20 protein-coding genes are annotated in these 21996 nt (G+C 61.5%); 3 read left to right on the top strand and 17 right to left on the bottom strand.

Annotation, left to right across the window (positions count from 1 at the left end):
* Position 1: 1 nt before the first annotated feature.
* The 7 genes from A0O30_RS15180 to A0O30_RS15145 form a co-directional block, all read right to left on the bottom strand.
* A complete protein-coding gene (locus A0O30_RS15180) occupies positions 2-793 on the bottom strand; it encodes an ABC transporter ATP-binding protein (protein ID WP_105947054.1) in 792 nt (263 codons plus the stop codon).
* A complete protein-coding gene (locus A0O30_RS15175) occupies positions 790-1923 on the bottom strand; it encodes an ABC transporter permease (RefSeq protein WP_105947053.1) in 1134 nt (377 codons plus the stop codon). Before A0O30_RS15175 ends, A0O30_RS15180 begins: the two co-directional genes overlap by 4 nt.
* 114 nt (positions 1924-2037) lie before the next feature.
* Positions 2038-3060: a DUF5924 family protein gene (locus A0O30_RS15170; RefSeq protein WP_105947052.1), complete on the bottom strand. Its 1023-nt coding sequence runs from the start codon at positions 3058-3060 to the stop codon at positions 2038-2040.
* A 145-nt stretch (positions 3061-3205) separates the two neighbouring features.
* On the bottom strand, positions 3206-4612 hold the full coding sequence (locus A0O30_RS15160) for a pitrilysin family protein (protein WP_105947050.1): 1407 nt from the start codon (positions 4610-4612) through the stop codon (positions 3206-3208).
* 28 nt (positions 4613-4640) lie between these two features.
* Positions 4641-6299, bottom strand: coding sequence for a Na/Pi cotransporter family protein (locus tag A0O30_RS15155; RefSeq protein WP_060499806.1), 1659 nt, complete (start codon positions 6297-6299; stop codon positions 4641-4643).
* Between the two features lie 198 nt (positions 6300-6497).
* On the bottom strand, positions 6498-7268 hold the full coding sequence (locus tag A0O30_RS15150) for a TerC family protein (protein ID WP_105947049.1): 771 nt from the start codon (positions 7266-7268) through the stop codon (positions 6498-6500).
* Positions 7269-7339: 71 nt separating this feature from the next.
* Complete coding sequence (locus A0O30_RS15145) at positions 7340-8647, bottom strand: CitMHS family transporter (RefSeq protein ID WP_016712867.1); 1308 nt, start codon at positions 8645-8647, stop codon at positions 7340-7342.
* Positions 8648-8914: 267 nt separating this feature from the next.
* Between A0O30_RS15145 and A0O30_RS15140 the strand changes: the two genes are divergently transcribed.
* Positions 8915-9316: a GFA family protein gene (locus A0O30_RS15140; RefSeq protein WP_105947048.1), complete on the top strand. Its 402-nt coding sequence runs from the start codon at positions 8915-8917 to the stop codon at positions 9314-9316.
* Positions 9317-9322: 6 nt separating this feature from the next.
* Here A0O30_RS15140 and A0O30_RS15135 read toward each other — a convergent pair whose 3' ends face one another.
* From A0O30_RS15135 to A0O30_RS15090, 10 genes are all read right to left on the bottom strand, one after another.
* Positions 9323-11278, bottom strand: coding sequence for a DUF4105 domain-containing protein (locus A0O30_RS15135; protein WP_105947047.1), 1956 nt, complete (start codon positions 11276-11278; stop codon positions 9323-9325).
* The gene (locus A0O30_RS15130; protein WP_012316830.1) at positions 11275-11595 is read right to left on the bottom strand and encodes a DUF2388 domain-containing protein; all 321 of its coding nucleotides are present in this window, start codon (positions 11593-11595) and stop codon (positions 11275-11277) included. Before A0O30_RS15130 ends, A0O30_RS15135 begins: the two co-directional genes overlap by 4 nt.
* 36 nt (positions 11596-11631) lie before the next feature.
* The gene (locus tag A0O30_RS15125) at positions 11632-11925 is read right to left on the bottom strand and encodes a DUF2388 domain-containing protein (RefSeq protein ID WP_016712870.1); all 294 of its coding nucleotides are present in this window, start codon (positions 11923-11925) and stop codon (positions 11632-11634) included.
* Between the two features lie 87 nt (positions 11926-12012).
* Entirely contained in the window at positions 12013-12330 is a 318-nt protein-coding gene (locus A0O30_RS15120; protein WP_016712871.1) for a DUF2388 domain-containing protein, read from the bottom strand.
* A gap of 304 nt (positions 12331-12634) precedes the next feature.
* Positions 12635-12850, bottom strand: coding sequence for a DUF1127 domain-containing protein (locus A0O30_RS15115; RefSeq protein WP_003256968.1), 216 nt, complete (start codon positions 12848-12850; stop codon positions 12635-12637).
* 403 nt (positions 12851-13253) lie between these two features.
* The gene (locus A0O30_RS15110) at positions 13254-14747 is read right to left on the bottom strand and encodes an acetyl-CoA hydrolase/transferase family protein (RefSeq protein WP_016712872.1); all 1494 of its coding nucleotides are present in this window, start codon (positions 14745-14747) and stop codon (positions 13254-13256) included.
* A gap of 185 nt (positions 14748-14932) precedes the next feature.
* The gene (locus tag A0O30_RS15105) at positions 14933-16369 is read right to left on the bottom strand and encodes an NAD(P)(+) transhydrogenase (Re/Si-specific) subunit beta (RefSeq protein WP_105947046.1); all 1437 of its coding nucleotides are present in this window, start codon (positions 16367-16369) and stop codon (positions 14933-14935) included.
* Between the two features lie 2 nt (positions 16370-16371).
* The gene (locus tag A0O30_RS15100; RefSeq protein ID WP_016484308.1) at positions 16372-16686 is read right to left on the bottom strand and encodes an NAD(P) transhydrogenase subunit alpha; all 315 of its coding nucleotides are present in this window, start codon (positions 16684-16686) and stop codon (positions 16372-16374) included.
* Positions 16687-16697: 11 nt separating this feature from the next.
* On the bottom strand, positions 16698-17819 hold the full coding sequence (locus tag A0O30_RS15095) for a Re/Si-specific NAD(P)(+) transhydrogenase subunit alpha (RefSeq protein WP_028699520.1): 1122 nt from the start codon (positions 17817-17819) through the stop codon (positions 16698-16700).
* A 434-nt stretch (positions 17820-18253) separates the two neighbouring features.
* Positions 18254-19153, bottom strand: coding sequence for a LysR family transcriptional regulator (locus tag A0O30_RS15090; protein WP_026020486.1), 900 nt, complete (start codon positions 19151-19153; stop codon positions 18254-18256).
* 161 nt (positions 19154-19314) lie between these two features.
* Between A0O30_RS15090 and A0O30_RS15085 the strand changes: the two genes are divergently transcribed.
* Positions 19315-20496, top strand: a complete 1182-nt coding sequence (locus A0O30_RS15085; protein WP_016712875.1) for an acyl-CoA dehydrogenase — start codon at positions 19315-19317, stop codon at positions 20494-20496.
* Positions 20497-20510: 14 nt separating this feature from the next.
* Entirely contained in the window at positions 20511-21731 is a 1221-nt protein-coding gene (locus A0O30_RS15080) for a CaiB/BaiF CoA-transferase family protein (protein ID WP_105947045.1), read from the top strand.
* Positions 21732-21996 lie beyond the last annotated feature (265 nt).

The following is a 21996-nucleotide window of genomic DNA, read 5'->3' as shown; positions in this document are numbered from 1 at the left end:
CTCAGCGCTCCTGCCCGGCACGGGTGGCGGCCTGCTCGGCTGCACGCCCGCGGGGGCCATGAAAGTATTCTTGAATCCAGGCGTCGTTGGTCTGCTCGACTTCAGCCAGCGGGCCGGCCACCAAAACCTTCTTTTGTGACAGCACCGCGATGCGGTCGGTGATGGTGTACAGGGTGTCGAGGTCGTGGGTGATGAGAAACACCGACAGGCCAAGGGCATCGCGCAGGGTAAGGATCAGCTGGTCGAACGCGGCAGCGCCGATCGGGTCCAGGCCTGCGGTGGGTTCATCGAGGAACAGGATGTCAGGGTCCAGTGCCAGGGCCCGGGCCAGCGCGGCACGTTTGATCATGCCCCCCGACAACGAAGACGGGTACTTGTCGGCGGCGGATATCGGCAGCCCGGCCAGGGCCAGCTTCACGCCGGCCAGGTGTTCGGCGTCGGCGCGGGACAGCCCGGCGTGCTCGATCAGCGGCAAGGCCACGTTCTCGGTAACGGTCAGCGAAGAGAACAGCGCGCCCTTCTGGAACAACACGCCAAAGCGCCGCTCGACCAGGGAACGCTGCTCTTCACGCAGGCCCGCGAGGTCCTGGCCAAACACCTTGATCTGCCCTTCGTTGGGCCGGCGCAGGCCAATGATGCTGCGCAGCAGCACCGACTTGCCGCTGCCCGAACCACCTACCACGGCGAGGATTTCGCCGCGGTACAGGTCCAGGTCGAGGTTTTCATGCACCACCTGGCGGCCGAAGCGGTTGCAGATGCCGCGCGCCTCGATAACGGTTTCCTGGCCACTCACCAGCCCATCTCCATGAAGAACAGGGCAGCCACCGCGTCCAGCACGATGACCACGAAAATCGACTGCACCACTGCCGATGTTGTATGCGCGCCTACCGACTCGGCGCTGCCACTGACCTTGAAGCCTTCCAGGCAGCCGATGGCGGCGATAAGGAAGGCGAAGAACGGCGCCTTGGCCAGGCCCACCAGGAAGTGCTGCACGCCGATGTCGCTTTGCAGCAGTGACAGGAACATGGCCGGTGAGATATCCAGCGTCAGGGCGCATACCACTGCGCCACCGACAATGCCGCAAATCATCGCGACGAAGGTGAGCAGTGGCAGTGAGATCAGCAGTGCAAGTACCCGTGGAACCACCAGCAGTTCCATCGGGTTCAGGCCCAGGGTGCGGATGGCGTCGATTTCCTCGTTGGCCTTCATCGAGCCGATCTGCGCGGTGAACGCGCTGGCGGTGCGGCCGGCCATGAGGATGGCGGTGAGCAGCACAGCGAATTCGCGCAGGAACGAGAATGCCACCAGGTCGACCGTGAAGACCGTTGCACCGAAGTCGGCCAGCACCGTGGCGCCGAGAAAGGCCACCACCGCACCCACCAGGAAGGTCAGCAAGGCGACGATAGGGGCCGCGTCCAGGCCGGTCTGCTCGATGTGGGCCACAACCGGGGTAATGCGCCAGCGGTGTGGTTGCAGGGCACGACGCAGCAAGGTTTCGAGGATCACGCCGACAAAGCCTAGCAATTGCATGCTGTCCTGCCACAGCGTGCCGACGGCGCGGCCGATGCGTTCCAGCAGCAACATCAGCACGTTGCGCTCGGGTTCCTTGACCGGGATGCAGTAGTCCTGCACCGAACAGTAAACGTTCTTGAGCAGCGCACGGCTGGCTTCGGGCAGGTCTTGGGTGCAGTGGGACAGGCGCTCGGAACCCAGCAGTTCGGCCAGCAACGAGGCGCCCGCAGTGTCCAGGCGGCCCAACTGGCTGAGGTCGGCGACGGTGTCGGTGGTGGACTGCGCTCGCAGGCGTTCGCTCTCGCGCTTGAGGCTGGCGTAGTGCGTCAGGGTCCAGTCACCGGTTATGCGCAGGCAGGCCGGCTGGCTGCTGGTGTCCAGGGTGGCACTGGGGGTGGTCATTGGCTCCATGCTACTGACTCGGCGCTAAGGCTTAGGGGCTGATCATAGCGCAGCAGGCATGGGCTGTTTGGTGATTATGTGCTGTCTGTTGGGTTTGGAGGCCGCAAAGCGGCCCCCTTTCAATCACTGTGCCGGTGCGTCATCGACCACCTTGAAGCGCAGCACGCCAATTACCTGGCCATCCTCGGTCAGCACCCGCACCTGCCATTTGCCCACCGGGTTTGGCGGGAAGTTCTGCTTGTGGGTCCAGGCCCGGTAGCCCTCCTTGCGCCCGCCGTGGATGTCCAGGGCAATGCGGTCGACCTCTTTGCCGTCTTTTTGCCACACGTGGTAAATCCGCTCGTTCAGGCCGCGCGGTGCGTTGATGGCGGTGTAGGCATACAGGCCGCTGCTGCGAATGCGGCTGGCGGCAATTTCGTCCAGCGAATCGCCGGGTTGGCGATTCAGCACTTCGGTGCTCACCGCCACCTCGGTCATCCACAGGGTGGCCGGCGGCACCCAGGAACGCAGCAGCCAGCCCCCGGCACCCACCGACAGGGTAACCAGCACCAGGGCGACGCCGCGCCGCCAGGTGTTGATCGGGAAGCTGCTGGCCAGGCTGGGGAACGACAGGGCCATGGCGGCGATCAGCGCCAGCTTGAAGCTTTGCGCGGTGGTCAGGTGCAGGATGATCGGCAGCGCGGTCAGCAGGGCGGCAAACAATGTCAGGGTATGCAGCGCCAGGAACAGCCAGCGCCGAGGCGCCAGCCACTTGTAATAAAGCGGGTCGGTGATCGAAATCAGGCCTGCGGCGCCGAGCAAACCGGTAAACACCAGCTGGCCGCTGTTCCAGGTGGTGGTGATGAAGAAGAACGGCAGCACGAAGAACAGCGTTTCCTGGTGGATCATCTGCGTCGCGTAGCGCAGCAGCGGCTGCGGGATTTCGCGATTGAAGGTGCGGGCGAAGAGGCCGGTCAGGGTGTTCTCCAGCATCAGCCAGACCCAGCTGACCAGCATGAGCACAGCTACCCAGCTGGCCAGGCCGGCCTGGCGGTCGACCAGGATGAAACTGCCGATACCAGAGAGGAAACCACAGAGCGCGATGATGCCGGGGTAGCGTTTGAGCAGTTCGATGATGCGCAGGACTATGCGGGGTATTTGGGGCATTAGGGGCTACAACAAAAAGGATGAGGTGGCTGTGCCGGCCCTTTCGCGGGCATGCCCGCTCCCACAGGGTTCAGCGATAACGCGGTCACTGTGGGAGCGGGCGTGCCCGCGAAGAGGCCGGTACTGGCAAAAGGATACCGCTGATCTACCGCTGTCGTGTAGCACCACTCGGCCGTTGCGGGCCATGCCGCCGCCAGCGCAGCAACCCGGCCGCCAATATCAGCCCCACCACCAGAGCGGCCAGCCCGTACAGCTCGTCATAGCCGAGCAATGGCTTCTCGATACGCAGGTAACCCTCTTCCTTCAGCAACGCCTTCAGCGCCTCATTGGCCTGCTCCAGGCTAACCTGCCGCAACTTGCGCACCGGGTTGGCAAAGCGCCCGTCGGTGTAGTCGTTCAGTGCCCCCCAGTAGTAGTCGGCCAGGGCGCTGTTGCCCTGGGTGCTCCAGCTTTCCTTGGCAACGCTGGCGTCCTTGACGCGGGCGAAGGTGTCCGGGTCGAGGCCTTCCTTGCGCAGGTGCTCGAACAACGCCTGCATCACCTTCACCGCCTTGTCGATGTCGTCGCGTTCCAGGTCGGCATTGAGGCTGAGCAGGCCGGTATCGCCAAAGCTTTCACGCTGCACCGATGGCCCGTAGGACAGCCCGTTGCGCAGGCGTAGCTGGTCGTACAGCGCCCAGTCCAGGTAACGCGACAGCAGGTCGAGCGTGGCCTGATGGTCGTTGTCCAGCACCGGCTCGATGAACAGCCAATGCAGCTTGACGCTATCGCCCAGCCAGCCCCGGGTCAGGTCGCGGCGCTGCTCGGCCTGATGGGTGATGCTTTCCAGGTTGCGGCGCTCTTCCGGCTCGGTGGCTGGCAGTTCGCCAAAGGTGCGTTCCAGGTAGGCTGGCAGCAAGCGATCGAGGCCGCCGACCATGATCAGGGTCATGTTGTTGGCGGCGTACCAGCGGTCACGCAAGGCTTGTACCTGCTCCAGGGTCATGTCGTCGATATTGGACCGCTCGGGGCATTTCAGGCCCAGCTCGGTCGCCAGCTGGTCACTGGCAGGGTGGCCGATATCCTGGCGGTCGAGCCAGCGCTGCAGGTGCCCATAGTGGCCGCCATCTTCGCGCTCGATGATGCGCTTGGCAGTGGCCAGGCCTTTGGCATCGATACGGGTGTCGCGGATTATCGCCAGCAGCAGGTCGAGCACTTTGCGCTGGTTGCGTGCGGGGGCTTCGATGACAAACGTGGTGTCGGCGCTGCTGGTGTAGGCATTCCACTCGCCGCCGAGCGATTGCAGGCGCTCTTCCAGGCCGCCCTCGCCGGTTTCGTCGATGCCGCTGAACAGCAGGTGCTCAAGCAGATGCGGCAGCTCTTTCTGTTCGCAATCGAAGTCGTCCAGGCCCACCCCGACCACCAGGCGAATCGCCACATGGTCGCGTTCGTAGCCGTTTTTCAGAATGACCTGCAGGCCGTTGGGCAGCAGGTAGCCCTCAACCCGCGAGCGGTCGAGGGCCAATGAGGGCAGGCTGCAGATCAGCAGGCAAACGAACATCAGGCAACGCATGGGCGAGCTTCGGTCCTCAGGTAGGCATTCACGGCAGGCGGGCTTCGTCCGGCACGCTGTCGAGCATCAGCCCGCCGGTGTCGGAGCCGCCCAGTACCACATAGGCACTGCTGCAGAACAAAGAGTTCAACCGCTTCATGTCGGCGATCAGCTCCAAGTGTAGCGAACTGGTTTCGATGCTTTGCACCACCTTACGCTGCAAGCGGCTGACGTGGGCATGCGCCAGGCGCCGTTCCTGGGCGCGAAAACGGCGTTTTTCCTTGAGTAGCAAGCGGGCGCTTTCCGGGTCGGCGCTAAGGAATACCGACAGGCCAAGGCGCAGGTTGGCTAACAATTGCTCTTGCAGCCCGGTCAGTTCTTCCAGCCCCACCTGGGAAAACTCCCGGCGCTGGCTGGTTTTCTGCTGCTGGACCTTGCGCAACATGCGCTCGATGAGGTCGCAGGCGAGCTTGAGGTTGATGGCCAGCTCGATGATCTCGGCCCAGCGGCGGTTGTCCTGCTCGCTGAGGTCTTCGCGCGACATCTGCGCAAGGTAGAGCTTGATGGCGCTATAAAGGGCCTCGGCATCTTCACCCAGGGCGCGAACCTGCTGTGGCAGGGCGGTCTGGGTGCCGCGCAGGGCACCCAGCATGGCTTCAAGCAGGCTGTCGACGATATCGCCCAGGCGCAGGGTTTCGCGGGCAGCGTTGGCAAGCGCCAGGCTGGGTGTTTCCAGCGCCGAGGCGTCGAGGTGGCGCGGGCGGATCTGGCCGTTGCCGTTTTCCCGCTCGGGCAGCAGGCTGTTGCACAGCCGGCCCATGAGTTTGACCGTGGGCAGCATGAGCAGGCAGCGCAAGGTGTTGTAGAGCAGATGGAAGCCGATGACCAGCTCTTGCGGGCTGAAGCTGAGCGAGTCCATCCACTCCACCAAGGGGTGCAGCACAGGGATGATCAGCAGCAGGCCGATCAGCTTGTAGAGCAAGCTGCCCAACGCCACGCGGCGCCCGGCAGCGTTCTGCATGCTGGTGCTGATAAAGGCCAGCAACCCGCTACCGATGTTGGCACCGACCACCAGGCCGATGGCCACTGGCAGGCTGATGACCTCGGCACCGGCCAGTGTTGCGGTAAGCAGCACGGCGGCGAGGCTGGAATAGGAAATCATGGCGAACATGGCGCCGACCAGGGCGTCGAGCATGATGTCGCCGGTCAGCGAAGCAAACAGCACTTTCACGCCTTGGGCGTGAGTGATCGGCGCAGCTGCCTGCACGATCAGCTCCAATGCCAGAATGATCAGGCCAAGCCCGATACCGACACGGCCCAGCTGGCCAGCCCGGGTCTGCTTGCGCGAGAGGAAGAAGATCACGCCCAGGAATATCAGCAAGGGTGATAGCCAGGACAGGTCGAAAGTGAGTACCCGGGCCATCAGCGCGGTACCCACATCGGCACCCAGCATGATCGCCAGGGCCGGGGTCATGGCCATCAGGCCCTGGCCGACGAAGGACGTGACCAGCATGGCCGTGGCGTTACTGCTCTGCACCATGGCCGTGACCAGTATGCCGGCAATGAACGCCAGCGGGCGCTTGTCCATGTTCTGGCTGATGATGCGCCGCAGGTTCGAGCCGAACACGCGGAGAATGCCGGTACGTACGATGTGGGTGCCCCAGACCAGAAGCGTCACGGCCGAGAGCAGGTTGAGCAGGGTCAGCATGGCGAAAGCCCCCTGTTGCACTGGCCCAGCGGGCCAAGAAAAGAAACGTGAGCGTTTGAAGAATTTTCGGTGCTCACTCAAAGCTTTAGTTGTTTTGCGCAGCTGTCGCCAGCTTCGCATGGCTGTCATGTGTTTGAAACCGATCAGACATGAAAAAGGGCCCTGCGAAGGGCCCTTTGTGTTTTGCGCTTCCTGGTCTTATTGACCCGGAATGTCCTTGCGCAGTTTCACCGGGTCATGCTCTTTGCCTTCCTTGCGAGCCGCGGCGGTGCGCATGCGGATGTTGATGGCTTCCACCGCCAGCGAGAAGGCCATGGCGAAGTAGACGTAGCCCTTCGGCACATGCACGTCGAACGCTTCGGCGATCAGCACGGTACCGACCACGATCAGGAACGACAGCGCGAGCATCTTCAGCGACGGGTGCTTGTCGATGAAATCGCTGATGGCGCCGGCGCACAACATCATCACCAGCACGGCAACGACGATGGCGGCAATCATCACCGGTACGTGGGAAACCATACCCACCGCAGTAATTACCGAGTCCAGCGAGAACACGATGTCGATGATGGCGATCTGGATGATGGTGTAGAAGAACTTGCCGCCCGCACCTTTCGGCTCTTCGGCGTTTTCGTCCTCGCCTTCCAGGCCGTGGTAGATCTCTTGCGAGCTTTTCCACAGCAGGAACAGGCCACCGAAGAACAGGATCAGGTCACGTCCGGAGATGCCTTGGCCGAATACCACGAACAGGTCGGCGGTAAGGCGCATGACCCAGGTAATCGATAGCAGCAGCATGATACGGGTGACCATGGCCAAGGCCAGGCCGAAGATCCGGGTGCGCGGCTGCATGTGCTTGGGCATGCGGCTGACCAGGATCGAGATCATGATGATGTTGTCGATACCGAGGACGATCTCAAGCGCGGTAAGGGTGAAAAAGGCAACCCAGATTTCCGGGCTGGTCAGCCATTCCATGTGTTTTCCTTCAAACGATAAAGGCGACGCGCCCCTGTTGAGGCGCGTCGCGTCAGACTAATACGTGTTTATTAAAGACTACTGAACAGCGGGAAAATGCCCATCAGCAGCGCGGCGAACATTATGCACAGGCATACCAGCACTGCCCACTTGAGCGTGAAGCGCTGATGATCGCCAAACTCGATGCCGGCCAGGGCCACCAGCAGGTAGGTCGACGGCACCAAGGGGCTAAGCAGGTGTACCGGTTGCCCGACGATCGATGCACGGGCCATTTCCACCGGGGTGATGCCGTAGTGGCTGGCGGCTTCGGCCAGTACCGGCAGCACGCCGTAGTAGAAGGCATCGTTGGACATGAAGAAGGTGAACGGCATGCTCACGATCGCGGTGATCACCGCCAGGTAAGGGCCCAGTGCTTCCGGGATGACGGCCAGCAGGCTCTTGGACATGGCATCTACCATGCCGGTACCCGACAGGATGCCAGTAAAGATACCGGCGGCGAAGATCAGCCCGGTCACGGCCAGCACGCTGCCAGCGTGGGCGGCGATGCGGTCCTTTTGCTGCTGCAGGCACGGGTAGTTGACGATCATGGCGATGCTGAAGGCAATCATGAACAGCACCGGCAGCGGCAGCACACCGGCAATCAGTGCGACCATCAGGGCAGCAGTCAGGGCACCGTTGAAGTACAGCAATTTGGGCCGGCGCGCGTCAGGGTACTGCGAAACGGTGATTTCGCTGTGGTCGATGTCGTCAGTCGGCAGGTGCAGTTCACCCAGGCGGGCACGTTCACGTTTGCCGTACATGTAGGCGATGGCCAGAATTGCCAGCACGCCGAACAGCATGGCCGGGATCATCGGTACGAAAATGTCCGACGGGTCTACGTGCAGGGCACTGGCTGCGCGGGCGGTCGGGCCACCCCACGGGGTCATGTTCATCACCCCACCGGCCAGGATGATCAGGCCGGCCATGATCCGCGGGCTCATGCCCAGGCGGCTGTACATCGGCAGCATCGCAGCGCAGCAGATCATGTAGGTGGTAGCGCCGTCGCCGTCGAGCGAGACCACCAGGGCCAGCACGGCGGTACCGACAGAGACTTTAAGCGGGTCGCCCTTGACCAGTTTGAGGATCTTGCGCACGGCCGGGTCGAACAGGCCGGAGTCGATCATCAAGGCGAAATAGAGGATGGCGAACATCAGCATCACACCGGTTGGCGCGAGCTTGCTGATGCCTTCGAGCATCATGGGGCCGATCTTGGCGGAGAAACCGCCGAACAGGGCGAACAGGATCGGTACCAGGATCAGCGCGATCAAGGCCGACAGGCGCTTGGTCATGATCAGGTACATGAAGGTGATGACCATGGCAAAGCCGAGGAAGGTCAGCATGGCAATACTCCAGGCGTGGCGCGGCGAAAGGAATGTCGATTCGGGCGGATCAGCGCGTCGGGCGCTGCGCAGGGAGCATGCGGAGGGGAACTACAGAAAGGCGGGCACAGGAATACATCAGAATCACCATTGTTGTTGTTGATTGGGCCGGGCTCGGTAATTACCGGGTGCCCTGGCTGACCGGTCTTGTGCCGGTAGTGGGGGCTATCCTATGAGCGCAAGCTTTCAGCCAGCTTTCGCCGAAGCAAAGGCGACGAGAGGTAGGTGATGCAGGATGTAACCGAAGGGGGCTGCCATTGTGGCGCCTTGCGTTACCGGCTGGTGGGTGACCTGACAGACATCGCCCACTGCCATTGTTCGATTTGCCGGCGGGTAAGCGGAGGGTTGGTAGTGACCTGGCTCACCCTGCCCCGCTCCGGGTTTCAGTGGTTGGCGGGTGAGCCGAACTGCTATGTGGCGCCGGCCAGTTGCAGCCGGTACTTCTGTGGGCAGTGCGGAGCGCATGTGGCGCTGATGACTACCCATAGCCCGGAAACGGTCGATGTGACGGTGGCGACGCTGGATCACCCGGAGCGGGTCAGGGCCAACCGGCATATCTGGGTGGGTAGCCGGTTGCCTTGGTTGCACCTGGATGAGGATTTGCCTTCGGAGGCAGAGGAGAAACTGTAGGCAACATTACAACTGCAGGCCTCCCGCTGCCTTGTGCAGTGCCCGCAAATGTTCGCCAATCTGCTTCACGTTGGCCTCGACAGCCGCAATTTCCTTGGCCCGCGACGGCTCCAGCAGCGCCCTCACCTCTTTGTCCAGGCTGGTGCTCAAACGCAACAACTGTGCCTGGCGTTCGCTGCTCACCTGCTCAAGGTGCTTGCGCTCCTCGGGCTGCGGCAGCCCGTAGCCCTTGGCATTGAGCAGTTCTGCCGGGCGGCTGAGAAAGCCGCTGTTGGCGAGCATCTGCTTGAGGGTCGCATCGGCCTTGCTGACGCTGCCATCTTTCAAGGCAGCGGCATTCAGGTAGCGCTGCTTGACCTCGTCCTGGGCCAGCAGCAGTTGCCGGCGCAAGCTGGCCTGTTCGAGCAGCAGTAACGCGGCGCTGGTGCGCAGGTCGGCCTTGGCAAACCATGGGCGGCGCTGCTCGGCATCCAGTGCCAGCCAGTCTTCGACCAGGGCCTGCTTGATCGGCAGCTGTTTGCGCAGCACCTCGAACATGGCCTGGTAGCGGTCGCGATAGGAATCGAACCGGTAGCCCAGGCGCAGCGCCTCACGCGGGTCATCCAGCACGCTGGTGTCTGCCAGCCCCCTGCCCTTGAGCACCGCCAGCAAGCCGTTGGGCATGATGCTGTCGAGGTCGTTGAGGCGTGGGTTGGCGGTACCGCTGCGCAGCAATTTCAACGACTCCACGGCACAGTTGTTGGACAGGAACCAGTAGTTGCCGTCATAGCTCCAGTGCATTTCGGCGGCCTGGCGTACGAGGTTCTCGATTTCGTCGCGGTTAAGCCTCAAGGGCACGGAAGCCAGGCTGCGCAGCTCGGTCTTGGTGTATTCGTCGATTACCTGGCCCAGCGGCAACACGAATAGCCGCGAGGGGTAGTTGCCGACCAGGCCGTCCCAGCTGGACAGCTGCACATCGTTGACGAAGGCGCGGTACGACAGCACCAGGCTCTGGTCGAGGTCCAGGCGGCAGTCCGGCCCGCGTGGGCGGCCCGGCTTGCAGATCACCAGGCGCAGCATGCTGTGGCCCCAGCGGCTGACCAGGTTCTGGTTGGCTTCGGCCAGCAGGTAGTCCACTTCATAGACCCGCTCAGGGTCGATTTCACCCAGCGGCTGGCGGGCAAAGTCGCTGCCGGCATTGATGAACGGCAGGCCCTTGGCGCAGGTGTCCTGTTGCGGTGCCCAGCCGAAGTGTTCGCGCAGGTACTGGTTCAGCGCCGGGCGGCGGCAACCGTAGCTCGGGTCGAGGAGGAAGTACTCCATGTTGACCGCGATGTACTCCTTGGGGCTGCTCAGTTCATAACTGTCGGGGCTGCGCACGAACTGACCATTGTGCTGCTCGCGCTCGCCACGACGGCCTACGTACTGTTGCCAACCCGCCAGGTCGAGCAAACGCGGGTCGTCGCTGAGGGTGAAGCGGCGTTCGGCCTGGCCCCGGCACGCTTCGGGCAGGCCGATTTTGCCCAGCGTGCCTTGCTGGCGCTTGCAGCGGGCAATCAGCGAATGCTCGGCAGCGGGCCACAGGCGGGCACGGTCGTAGATATGGGTAAGCTCGTGCAGCACGGTGGCCAGCAATTCTTCGCGCACCGTGCCATGGGGGCGGTTGGTGCGTTCGGTAGCAGCGCTGCCGTCGGTGAGACCGGGCAGCAGGCGTCGATTGAGCTCAAGGGTGGACACCAGCGATGCCTGGCCGTAGGCATCCGCCGGCATGCTGTCGCTCCAGCTGACCCGCACGCGGCGGTCCAGCTGCTGCTTGAATCGGGGGGGCAGCTTGCCCAAGGCCTCATCGAGCAGGGCCTGGGTGGCTTGGGTTTGCTGCGGGTCCATGCCGGTTGCCTGCAGCTGAAGCTGCAGGTCGGCCAATACGGGCGTGCCGGGCAGCGTCAGGGCGCAGCCGAGCAGCCAGGCACGCACGCGTTTCACAGTGCGAGGATGGCTTCGGCCAGTACCTGGTCGCTGGCGCCACGCGCTTCTGGCACGCGCTCGCGCAGGGTGTTGAAGGCCGCCTCAAGCTGGGCGCCGCGAATGTCACCGTTGCTGGCGACGAAGCTGGCAGCGTCGTCATGGGCTTCGCGCACCACTTTGGAGTCGCGAATCGAGGTGGTGGTGTCCGAGGTGAAGTCGATCGAGCGGCCAAAGGCACGCACGATGATATTGCTGGTGGCCACCAGGGTCTGTGCCTGGGCCAGGTCGGCCAGCAGCAGCATGCCGAGGGTAGCGGCAATCAGCGGTTTACGCATGGAGCATCTCCGAAAAATACAGGGAGTCAGATGTAGTCATTGGACGAGAATTGCCTGCGCCAGTTCCAGGTCGCCGACGGCGTGCCGTGCACAATTGTGGCGTAATGATTCCAGCGCAGCTTCCAGCCGCACACCGCGGATCTGGCCGTCGCTGGCCACGAAGGCCGCCGCATCGTCGCGCGCCTGGCGGACCAGTTTGCGATCGAAGGGTGCAGTGGTGACCTGGCTGGTGACATAGCCGGTAATGACCAGGCTTTGCGTGGTGGTATCCATGGCATGGGCGCTGGCCATGCCTGCAACGGAAAACAGCAGCGGCAACAGATAACGCATGGGCTCTACAACAGCTGGAAAGGTGGGGCGCAAAGGCTGGATGGCTGTGCTGGTAGTGACCAGCACAGCCAGAGGGCTCAGCTGGCGTCAGAGTGCCAGGATGGCCTGGGCCAGTTGCGCATCGCTGGCCTGCAACGCGGGTGCTTGCGAGCGGATGTGCAAGAAGGCGCTTTCCAGTTTGGCACCGCGGATGTCGCCCTGGCTGCCAACAAAGGCAGCGGCATCGTCGCGGGCGGCCTTGACGATCTTGTCGTCTTTGAACGAGGAGGAGATATCGGAAGTGGCATCGGTGGACGCGGCTACCGCGCCAACGACGGCGTCGGTGGTGACAACGAAGCTGGTGGCGTTTGCGGTGCCGGCCAGGCTCAGCATCAGGGCGGCGCCAATCAGGTATTTACGGGACATGATCGTGGACTCCTGGACTAGGGTCGGGGGTTCTGCTTAATCGGACGCTCGCACAGCTCGTCACGGTACTTTTAACAGTGGGTTCTACCAGACTGTGAAGCCAAGCGTATCACGCGCCGGTGTTTCTGGATGTTAATGAAAAGCGCGCCAACAAACTGTACCTATATGTTTTTGGATTATAAAAACTGTACTTGTTCGTTTGAGAGAGGCTCTAGCATGCGGCCTGGATGCAAAAAACCCGCTGCAGTTACCTGCAGCGGGTTTCGGGAATTCGCGGTGCCGGCCGAAGCCGGCAAGCCGGTGCTTAGCGCCAGAAAGGCTTGCTCAGCTCTTCGTAACGCTGCGACTCGCTGATACCAGCGTCGGCCAGCAGACGGGCGTCCAGGCGAGCCAGTTGACGGCGGCTAGCCATACGGCGCTGCCACAGCAGCAGGGTGGACAGTGCGCGCAGCGGCAGCGAGGCGTTGGATTGCTGGGCGTTGCTTTCAAAAACCAGACCGGAACTGAGGGTACGTTCCATGATGCTTCATCCTTCCGCTTATGGCGGGATTAGGTAGTGATTTAACTGATGCCAATGATCCTCCTCTGTCGTCCATAACAGTAGATACAGTTCAGTTGAAAGACGATGGCTCAGTTAACTGTGTAACCCTACTGTTGCACCCGAAACAAGCGCAACTGTACTGGTCTGCACGATATTGGTGCATTTTTGGCTGATGTGAGGATTTCGCGAGGAAGGGACTGGCAGAAATACCAGTACAGTAGAACAGTTTTTAATGATGATTGTGAGGGTCTTGCGGGAGCGGGCTTGCCCGCGAATCAGGCGACACGGAGGATGACACCGGCTGTGCCGGTATTCGCGGCTAAAGCCGCTCCTACAGGGAGCGTGACCGGAACAGCACACGCTGTTCCGGATCACGAATTGATCAGCTAGCCAGCATGCGCCCGGTTTCTTCCAGGTTTTCGTGCCAGCTCAGTGCTTCACGCAAAATGTGCGGGGTATGGCCGCCACGCTGGCAGGCACGATCGAAGTAATCGTTCAGCGCAGCGCGGTAGTCTGGGTGCACACAGTTGTCGATGATCGCCCGTGCCCGCTCGCGTGGCGCCAAGCCACGCAGGTCGGCCAGGCCTTGCTCGGTGACCAGGATGTCCACGTCGTGCTCGGTGTGGTCGACATGGCTGACCATCGGCACCACGCTGGAAATCGCGCCGCCTTTGGCAATCGACTTGGTGACGAACACAGCCAGGTGGGCGTTACGGGCGAAGTCACCCGAACCACCAATCCCGTTCATCATTTTGGTGCCGCACACGTGGGTGGAGTTGACGTTGCCGTAGATATCGAACTCCAGTGCGGTGTTGATACCGATGATGCCCAGGCGACGCACCACTTCCGGGTGGTTGGAGATTTCCTGCGGGCGCAGCACCAGCTTGTCCTTGTAGCGCTCCAGGTTGCCGAATACGTCGGCATTACGGCGAGTGGACAAGGTGATCGAGCTGCCCGAAGCGAAGCTCAGTTTGCCGGCATCGATCAGGTCGAAAGTGGAGTCCTGCAGTACTTCGGAGTACATGGTCAGGTCTTCGAACGGCGATTCGATCAGGCCGCACATTACGGCGTTGGCAATGCTGCCGATACCGGCCTGCAGCGGGCCGAGCTTGTTGGTCATGCGGCCAGCTTCAACTTCTTTCTTGAGGAAGTTGATCAGGTGGTCGGCAATGCCCTGGGTTTCGTCATCCGGCGGCAGCACGGTGGATGGGGAGTCCGGCTGGTCGCTGATGACGATGCCGACGATCTTGGCCGGGTCGATCGGGATGGCGGTGCTGCCGATACGGTCGTCGACCTTGACCAGCGGGATTGGCGTGCGGGTCGGGCGGTAGGTCGGGATATAGATGTCGTGCAGGCCTTCCAGGTTGGGGTTGTGCGAGAGGTTGATCTCGACAATCACCTGCTTGGCGAAGATCGCGAAGCTGGCCGAGTTGCCTACCGATGTGGTTGGCACGATGTGGCCTTGCTCGGTAATGGCCACGGCTTCGATGACGGCGATGTCCGGCAGTTTCAGCTGCTGGTTGCGCAGTTGCTCGACGGTTTCCGACAGGTGCTGGTCGATGAACATCACCTGGCCGTCGTTGATGGCCTTGCGCAGGGTGCTATCGACCTGGAATGGCATGCGGCGAGCCAGCACGCCGGCCTCGGTCAGTTGCTTGTCCAGGTCGTTGCCCAGGCTGGCGCCGGTCATCAGGCTGATTTTCAGTGGCGACTGCTTGGCACGTTCGGCCAGTGCATGCGGTACGGCTTTGGCTTCGCCGGCGCGGGTGAAACCGCTCATGCCGACGGTCATGCCGTCCTCGATCAGACCAGCGGCATCAGCCGCACTCATTACCTTGCTGTGCAGGGAGGACAAGCGGATACGATCACGGTACATGGATTGTTATCTCGGGCTACTGAAACTACTGCAGCGCAGTCTAGAGATTTCGCCCAATGCCGTCCCACGACCATGGTCGTATGAGAGCCCTGAAGTAGAGCCGTTGATCCGGATCAATAAAAGAAAAGCCCCGGCAGATTCTGACCGGGGCTTCCTTTATATCAGCTGGTTTTCAGCAGTGGATGTCAGTCCACAGCCTTGACCATGTCTTCGATCACTTTCTTGGCATCACCGAACACCATCATGGTTTTGTCCAGGTAGAACAGTTCGTTGTCCAGACCTGCATAGCCGCTGGCCATGGAGCGTTTGTTGACGATGATGGTCTTGGCCTTGAAGGCTTCGAGGATCGGCATGCCGGCAATGGGCGATTTCGGATCGTTCTTCGCCGCCGGGTTGACCACGTCGTTGGCACCCAGCACCAACACCACGTCGGCCTGACCGAACTCGGCGTTGATGTCTTCCATTTCGAACACCTGGTCGTAAGGTACTTCGGCCTCGGCCAGCAATACGTTCATGTGCCCGGGCATGCGACCTGCCACTGGGTGGATCGCGTACTTAACGGTTACGCCGTTGTGGGTCAGTTTTTCGGTCAGCTCCTTCAGCGCATGCTGGGCACGGGCCACCGCCAGGCCGTAACCCGGCACGATGATTACGCTGTCGGCGTTGCTGAGCAGGAAAGTGGCGTCGTCGGCCGAGCCGGACTTCACCGGGCGCTGCTCTTTGGAGCCTTGCGCCGCACCCGTATCGGTGTCTCCGCCGAAGCCGCCAAGGATGACGTTGAAGAACGAACGGTTCATCGCCTTGCACATGATGTACGAGAGGATGGCACCGGACGAACCGACCAGGGAGCCGGCAATGATCAGCATCGAGTTGTTCAGCGAGAAACCGATGCCGGCCGCAGCCCAGCCCGAGTAGCTGTTGAGCATCGACACCACCACCGGCATGTCGGCGCCACCGATCGGAATAATGATCAGCACACCCATGATGAAGGCCAGAACCAGCATCAGGGTGAAGGCACTGTAGTGGCCGGTGAAGGTGAACAGCAGGCCCAGGGCAATGGTGGTCAGGCCGAGGATCAGGTTCAGCTTATGCTGGCCGGCGAACTGTACCGGTGCGCCCTGGAACAGGCGGAACTTGTACTTGCCCGACAGCTTGCCAAAGGCGATTACCGAGCCGGAGAAGGTAATGGCACCGATTGCAGCACCCAGGAACAGCTCCAGGCGGTTGCCGGTAGGGATCGGGTCGCTGATGGCGGCAACGATGCCCATCGACTGCGGCTCCAGCACGGCGGCGATGGCAATGAACACCGCCGCCAGACCGATCATGCTGTGCATGAAGGCGACCAGCTCTGGCATCTTGGTCATTTCGACGCGCTTGGCCATGATCGAACCGGCGGTACCACCAACCAGCAGGCCGACGATCACATAGCCGATGCCGGCAGTGGCAAGCTCTGCCCCCAGCTTATAGATAAGGCCGACGGTTGTGAGGATGGCGATCCCCATGCCGATCATGCCGAACAGGTTGCCGCGCCGCGAAGTGGTCGGGTGCGACAGGCCTTTGAGCGCCTGGATGAAGCAGATCGACGCAACCAGGTACAGAAGTGTTACCAGATTCATGCTCATGCTTACTTCTGCCCCTCGTTCTTGGCTTTCTTCTTGAACATCTCAAGCATGCGGCGGGTGACCAGGAAGCCACCGAACACATTGACCGCGGCCAGGGCCACGGCCAGGGTGCCCATCAGTTTGCCAGCCGGGGTAACGGTCAGGGCCGCGGCCAGCATGGCGCCGACGATAACGATTGCCGAGATGGCGTTGGTGACCGCCATCAATGGGGTGTGCAGTGCCGGGGTGACGTTCCAGACCACGTGGTAGCCCACATAGATGGCCAGCACGAAGATGATCAGGTTGTAGATGCCATGGGAAATCAGCATGTCTTCCATTGTCGTGCTCCTTAGCCGTTCTTGCGGACGACCTGGCCATCGCGGCACATGAGGCAGGCCGCGACGATGTCGTCTTCGAGGTTGATGACCAGTGCGCCGTCCTTGTCGAACAGCAGCTTCATGAAGTCCAGCAGGTTGCGTGCATACAGCGCCGAGGCATCGGCACCCACCTGCGCTGGCAGGTTGGTCGGGCCGACGATGGTCACGCCATTTTCCTGCACCACCTGGTCAGCAACCGTCAGCGGACAGTTGCCACCCTGGGCTGCAGCGAGGTCGATGACCACCGAGCCAGGCTTCATTTGCGCGACGGTTTCGGCGCTGAGCAAGGTTGGTGCCTTGCGGCCGGGGATCAGTGCGGTGGTGATGACGATATCCGCCTGCTTCGCGCGCTCATGTACAGCCTGGGCCTGGCGTTGCATCCAGCTGGCCGGCATCGGGCGGGCGTAACCACCCACCCCTTCGGCGCATTCGCGCTCCTCATCGGTCTCGTAGGGCACGTCGATGAACTTGGCGCCCAGCGACTCGATCTGCTCTTTCACCGCCGGGCGTACGTCGGACGCTTCGATCACTGCGCCCAGGCGCTTGGCCGTGGCAATGGCCTGCAGGCCGGCAACGCCCGCACCCAGAATCAACACGCGCGCGGCCTTAACGGTACCGGCAGCGGTCATCAGCATGGGCATGAAGCGCGGGTAGTGATGGGCCGCCAGCAACACAGCCTTGTAACCGGCGATGTTGGCTTGCGACGACAGCACGTCCAGGCTTTGCGCCCGCGATGTACGCGGTGCGGCTTCCAGGGCGAAGGCGGTAATGCCGCGTTCGGCCATTTTGCCGATGAGTTCGCTGTTGAAGGGGTTGAGCATGCCCACCAGAAGGCTGCCACTGTTGATCAGGGCCAGTTCCTGGTCGTTGGGGGCGACCACTTTGAGTACCAATTGGGCGCCGTAGGCGTCGGCGGCATTCCCCATGGAAGCACCCACGGCCTCATAGGCACTGTCCGGAATGGCGGCGTTAAGCCCTGCCCCCCGTTGGACGGTGACCTGATGGCCCTGGCCAATCAGTTTCTTGATGGTTTCCGGGGTCGCAGCGACCCTTGTCTCACCGGTCTGCGTCTCGAGAGGAACACCAATGTGCACGACTTTTCTCCTGCGGTGACCTTTTGTCTTTGTAAAAGCCAGCACACTTCGGATGGTGCGCTGGGGCGGCTGTGGAGCGCCGATCCGCCAGTTTCCGGGCGGGCGAAGCATTTTGCAGACGAACCAAGGGGCCTTCAACCGGTTCTGGAGCGAAACGAAGTTAAAACTACAAGTCACCCTGTGACCGCTTGTCGCAGCAATAAGGCTGTAGCCCGTCAAACATGGGCTATTGGCAGATTAGGAGAAAAAAACAAAAATTTTTCGGTCATTTCGCTTACGGCACGGTAAGTGTCGCAAAATAACCCGCAAGGCCGCGTGCTTAGCAGGGTTAAAGGGTATTTTCTGGCTTGCATAACAGTTTATGGATATGCGACAAATCCATATATCTGTAGGTGTTTAAAATAATTGACTACAGAGTCAATTTGTCGCATTGCTCATTTTCTTGCGGTGTAGGCGTGGGCCTGGCTTACCAGCCAGTCACGGAAGGCGCGTAGTGATGCCGATTCCACCTTGCGCTCCGGAATCATTAGATAGTAGGCCTTGTCGCTATCGAGGGCATGCCTGTTAGCGACCACCAGCCTGCCCTCCTCCAGTTCGCGCTGGATCAGGAACGGCGGAATCAGCGCGATCCCCATTTCATGTATGGCCGCCTGGGCGAGCATCGAGAATAGTTCATAACGCGGGCCTGTCATGTCGCGCTCCACATTCATCCCCAAGCTGCCGAACCATTGCCGCCAGGCATAGGGGCGCGTGCTTTGCTGCAACAGGGGTAGTTGGGCGATGCGCTGTGCTTCAAGCATGCCCTGCCCGGCCAGCAATGCCGGGCTGCAGACGGGGACCGGGTTTTCCCCCATCAGCCGGTGAGACTGGGTGCCGGACCAATCGGCATCACCGAAATAGATCGCGGCATCGAACGAAGTGTCGGCGAACAGGAATGGCCGGGTTCGGTTGGTGAGGTTGACCGTGACCTCCGGGTGGCGTTGCTGGAAGTCCTTGAGGCGCGGAAGCAGCCATTGAGTGCCGAAGGTAGGCACCACTGCCAGTTCGATCACGCTGGCCCCCTGCTGGCCCATCACCGACAAGGTATCGCGCTCCACGGCGTCCAGTTGGGCGGCAACCTGACGGCTATAGGAAAGGCCGGCTTCGGTCAGCTTCACGCCGCGGCGCGAGCGGCGGAACAATTCCACATTGAGAAAGGCCTCCAGGCCGCCAATTTGGCGACAAACGGCGCCCTGGGTCAGGGCCAGTTCCTGGGCGGCCTTGGTAAAGCTCTCGTTGCGTGCTGCCGCCTCGAAGCAAACCAGGGCAGCGGTACTGGGGATCTTGCGGCGCATGTACGTCAACCTCACTTGTAAGGCTGTCAATATGGCGTTTTGCCGATTTACGAAGTGACAAATTATCACTAATTGGTGCGCAATCCTCGTTTGTCCCGGCGGCCGATCAGGCCTAGGCTCAAAGGCACAAGAAACTGCCCCCTATTTCGAGGATTTCGCTCATGGCCGGTAAAGCAAGCTTCAACTGGATCGACCCGCTGCTGCTGGATCAGCAGCTCACTGAAGAAGAGCGCATGGTGCGTGACAGCGCTTATCAGTTCGCCCAGGACAAGCTGGCCCCTCGTGTACTTGAAGCGTTCCGCCACGAGCAGACTGACCCGGCGATCTTCCGCGAGATGGGTGAAGTCGGCCTGCTGGGGGCAACCATCCCTGAGCAGTACGGTGGCAGCGGCCTGAACTACGTGTGCTATGGCCTGATTGCGCGTGAAGTGGAGCGTATCGACTCGGGCTACCGCTCGATGATGAGTGTGCAGTCATCGCTGGTCATGGTCCCGATCAATGAGTTCGGTACCGAAGCACAAAAGCAGAAATACCTGCCCAAGCTGGCCAGTGGTGAGTGGATCGGTTGTTTCGGCCTGACTGAGCCTAACCACGGCTCTGACCCAGGGTCGATGATTACCCGCGCCAGGAAGGTCGATGGCGGCTACCGGCTGACCGGCAGCAAGATGTGGATCACCAACAGCCCGATCGCTGATGTGTTCGTGGTCTGGGCCAAGGACGATGCCGGTGATATCCGCGGCTTTGTGCTGGAAAAGGGCTGGGAAGGCCTGAGTGCGCCGGCTATCCATGGCAAGGTTGGCCTGCGCGCCTCGATCACCGGTGAAATCGTCATGGACAATGTGTTCGTGCCAGAAGAGAACATCTTCCCGGATGTGCGCGGCCTCAAAGGTCCGTTCACCTGCCTGAACTCAGCCCGTTATGGCATCTCCTGGGGGGCGCTGGGTGCTGCGGAAGCCTGCTGGCACACTGCGCGTCAGTACACGCTGGATCGCCAGCAATTCGGTCGCCCGCTGGCTGCCAATCAGCTGATCCAGAAGAAGCTGGCTGACATGCAGACCGAAATCACCTTGGCACTGCAGGGCTGCCTGCGCTTGGGGCGCATGAAGGACGAAGGGACGGCTGCGGTGGAGATCACTTCGATCATGAAGCGCAACTCCTGCGGCAAGGCGCTGGATATTGCCCGCATGGCGCGTGACATGCTGGGTGGTAATGGCATCTCCGACGAGTTCGGCGTGGCCCGTCATCTGGTCAACCTGGAGGTGGTCAACACCTACGAAGGCACGCACGACGTGCATGCATTGATCCTGGGGCGTGCGCAAACCGGTATCCAGGCTTTCTATTAATAAGGAGCCAGCCCATGGGCGCGCTATCACATCTGCGGGTGCTGGACCTTTCGCGCGTGTTGGCCGGCCCATGGTCTGGCCAGATTCTCGCTGACCTGGGCGCTGACGTGATCAAGGTCGAGCGCCCGGGCAGTGGTGACGATACGCGCGCGTGGGGCCCGCCCTTCCTGAAGGATGCTGCGGGTGACAATACCAGCGAGGCGGCTTATTACCTGTCGGCCAACCGCAACAAGCGCTCGGTGACCATCGACTTCACCCAGCCTGAGGGGCAGCGCCTGGTGCGTGAGCTGGCAGCCAAGTCCGATATCGTCATCGAGAACTTCAAGGTGGGCGGTCTGGCTGCTTATGGGTTGGACTACCAGAGCCTGAAGGCGGTCAATCCACAGCTTATCTATTGCTCCATCACGGGGTTTGGCCAGACCGGGCCCTATGCCAAGCGTGCGGGTTACGATTTCATGATCCAGGGGCTGGGCGGGCTGATGAGCCTGACCGGCCGCCCGGAGGGCGAGGAAGGTGCAGGGCCGGTCAAGGTGGGTGTGGCGCTTACCGACATCCTTACCGGGCTGTATTCCACGGTGGCGATGCTCGCTGCCCTCGCCCACCGGGATCAGACCGGGGTGGGGCAACATGTCGACATGGCGCTGCTCGATGTACAGGTGGCCTGCCTGGCGAACCAGGCCATGAACTACCTGACCACGGGTGCCCCGCCTCGCCGGCTAGGTAATGCGCATCCCAATATAGTGCCCTACCAGGATTTCCCGACGGCGGATGGTGACTTCATTCTTACCGTGGGCAACGACAGTCAGTTCCGCAAGTTCGCCGAAGTGGCCGGGCAGCCACAGTGGGCGGATGATCCGCGTTTCGCCACTAATAAGCTGCGGGTAGCCAACCGGGCGGAGCTGATTCCTTTGATCCGCCAGGCCACAGTGTTCAAGACCACGGCCGAGTGGGTGAGCCAGTTGGAAGCTGCGGGCGTGCCATGTGGGCCGATCAATGACCTGGCGCAGATGTTTCAGGACCCTCAGGTGCTGGCGCGGGGTTTGGCGGTGAGCATTCCCCATCCGCTGGCGGGTAGCGTTCCGCAGGTGGCGAGCCCGATACGGTTGTCGGAGACGCCAGTGGAGTATCGCCGGGCGCCACCCCTGTTGGGTGAGCACACTGAGCTGGTGCTGGGGGAAGTGTTGGGGCTGCAAGCGGGAGAGGTGCAGCGCTTGCGTGATGTGGGCGTGCTGTAGAGCTGTCCGGTGTTGCTTAAAAGCGGGGAGGCCGTCAGGCCTCCCCGCTTTGCTTTTCAGCGATGTTAAGGTTTCTTGAAATTAAGGGTTGACGCGCTTTCGAATCCCCTTATAATGCGCCCCACTTCCAGCGACATCGGAACGAAAAACTCCTTGAGATTCAACGAGTTAACTAGTTAAGGTGAAGTTGAAAGGGCTACGATCGAATGATCGCAAGCGGTTGAAATGGTGGTTGACAGCGGTTTTAAACGCTGTATGATTCGCC

The organism is Pseudomonas sp. LLC-1 (genome assembly GCF_002992185.1).
Lineage (GTDB): Bacteria > Pseudomonadota > Gammaproteobacteria > Pseudomonadales > Pseudomonadaceae > Aquipseudomonas > Aquipseudomonas monteilii.
Note: the sequence above shows the minus strand (reverse complement) of the source record. Positions and strands in the feature narration are given on the sequence as shown.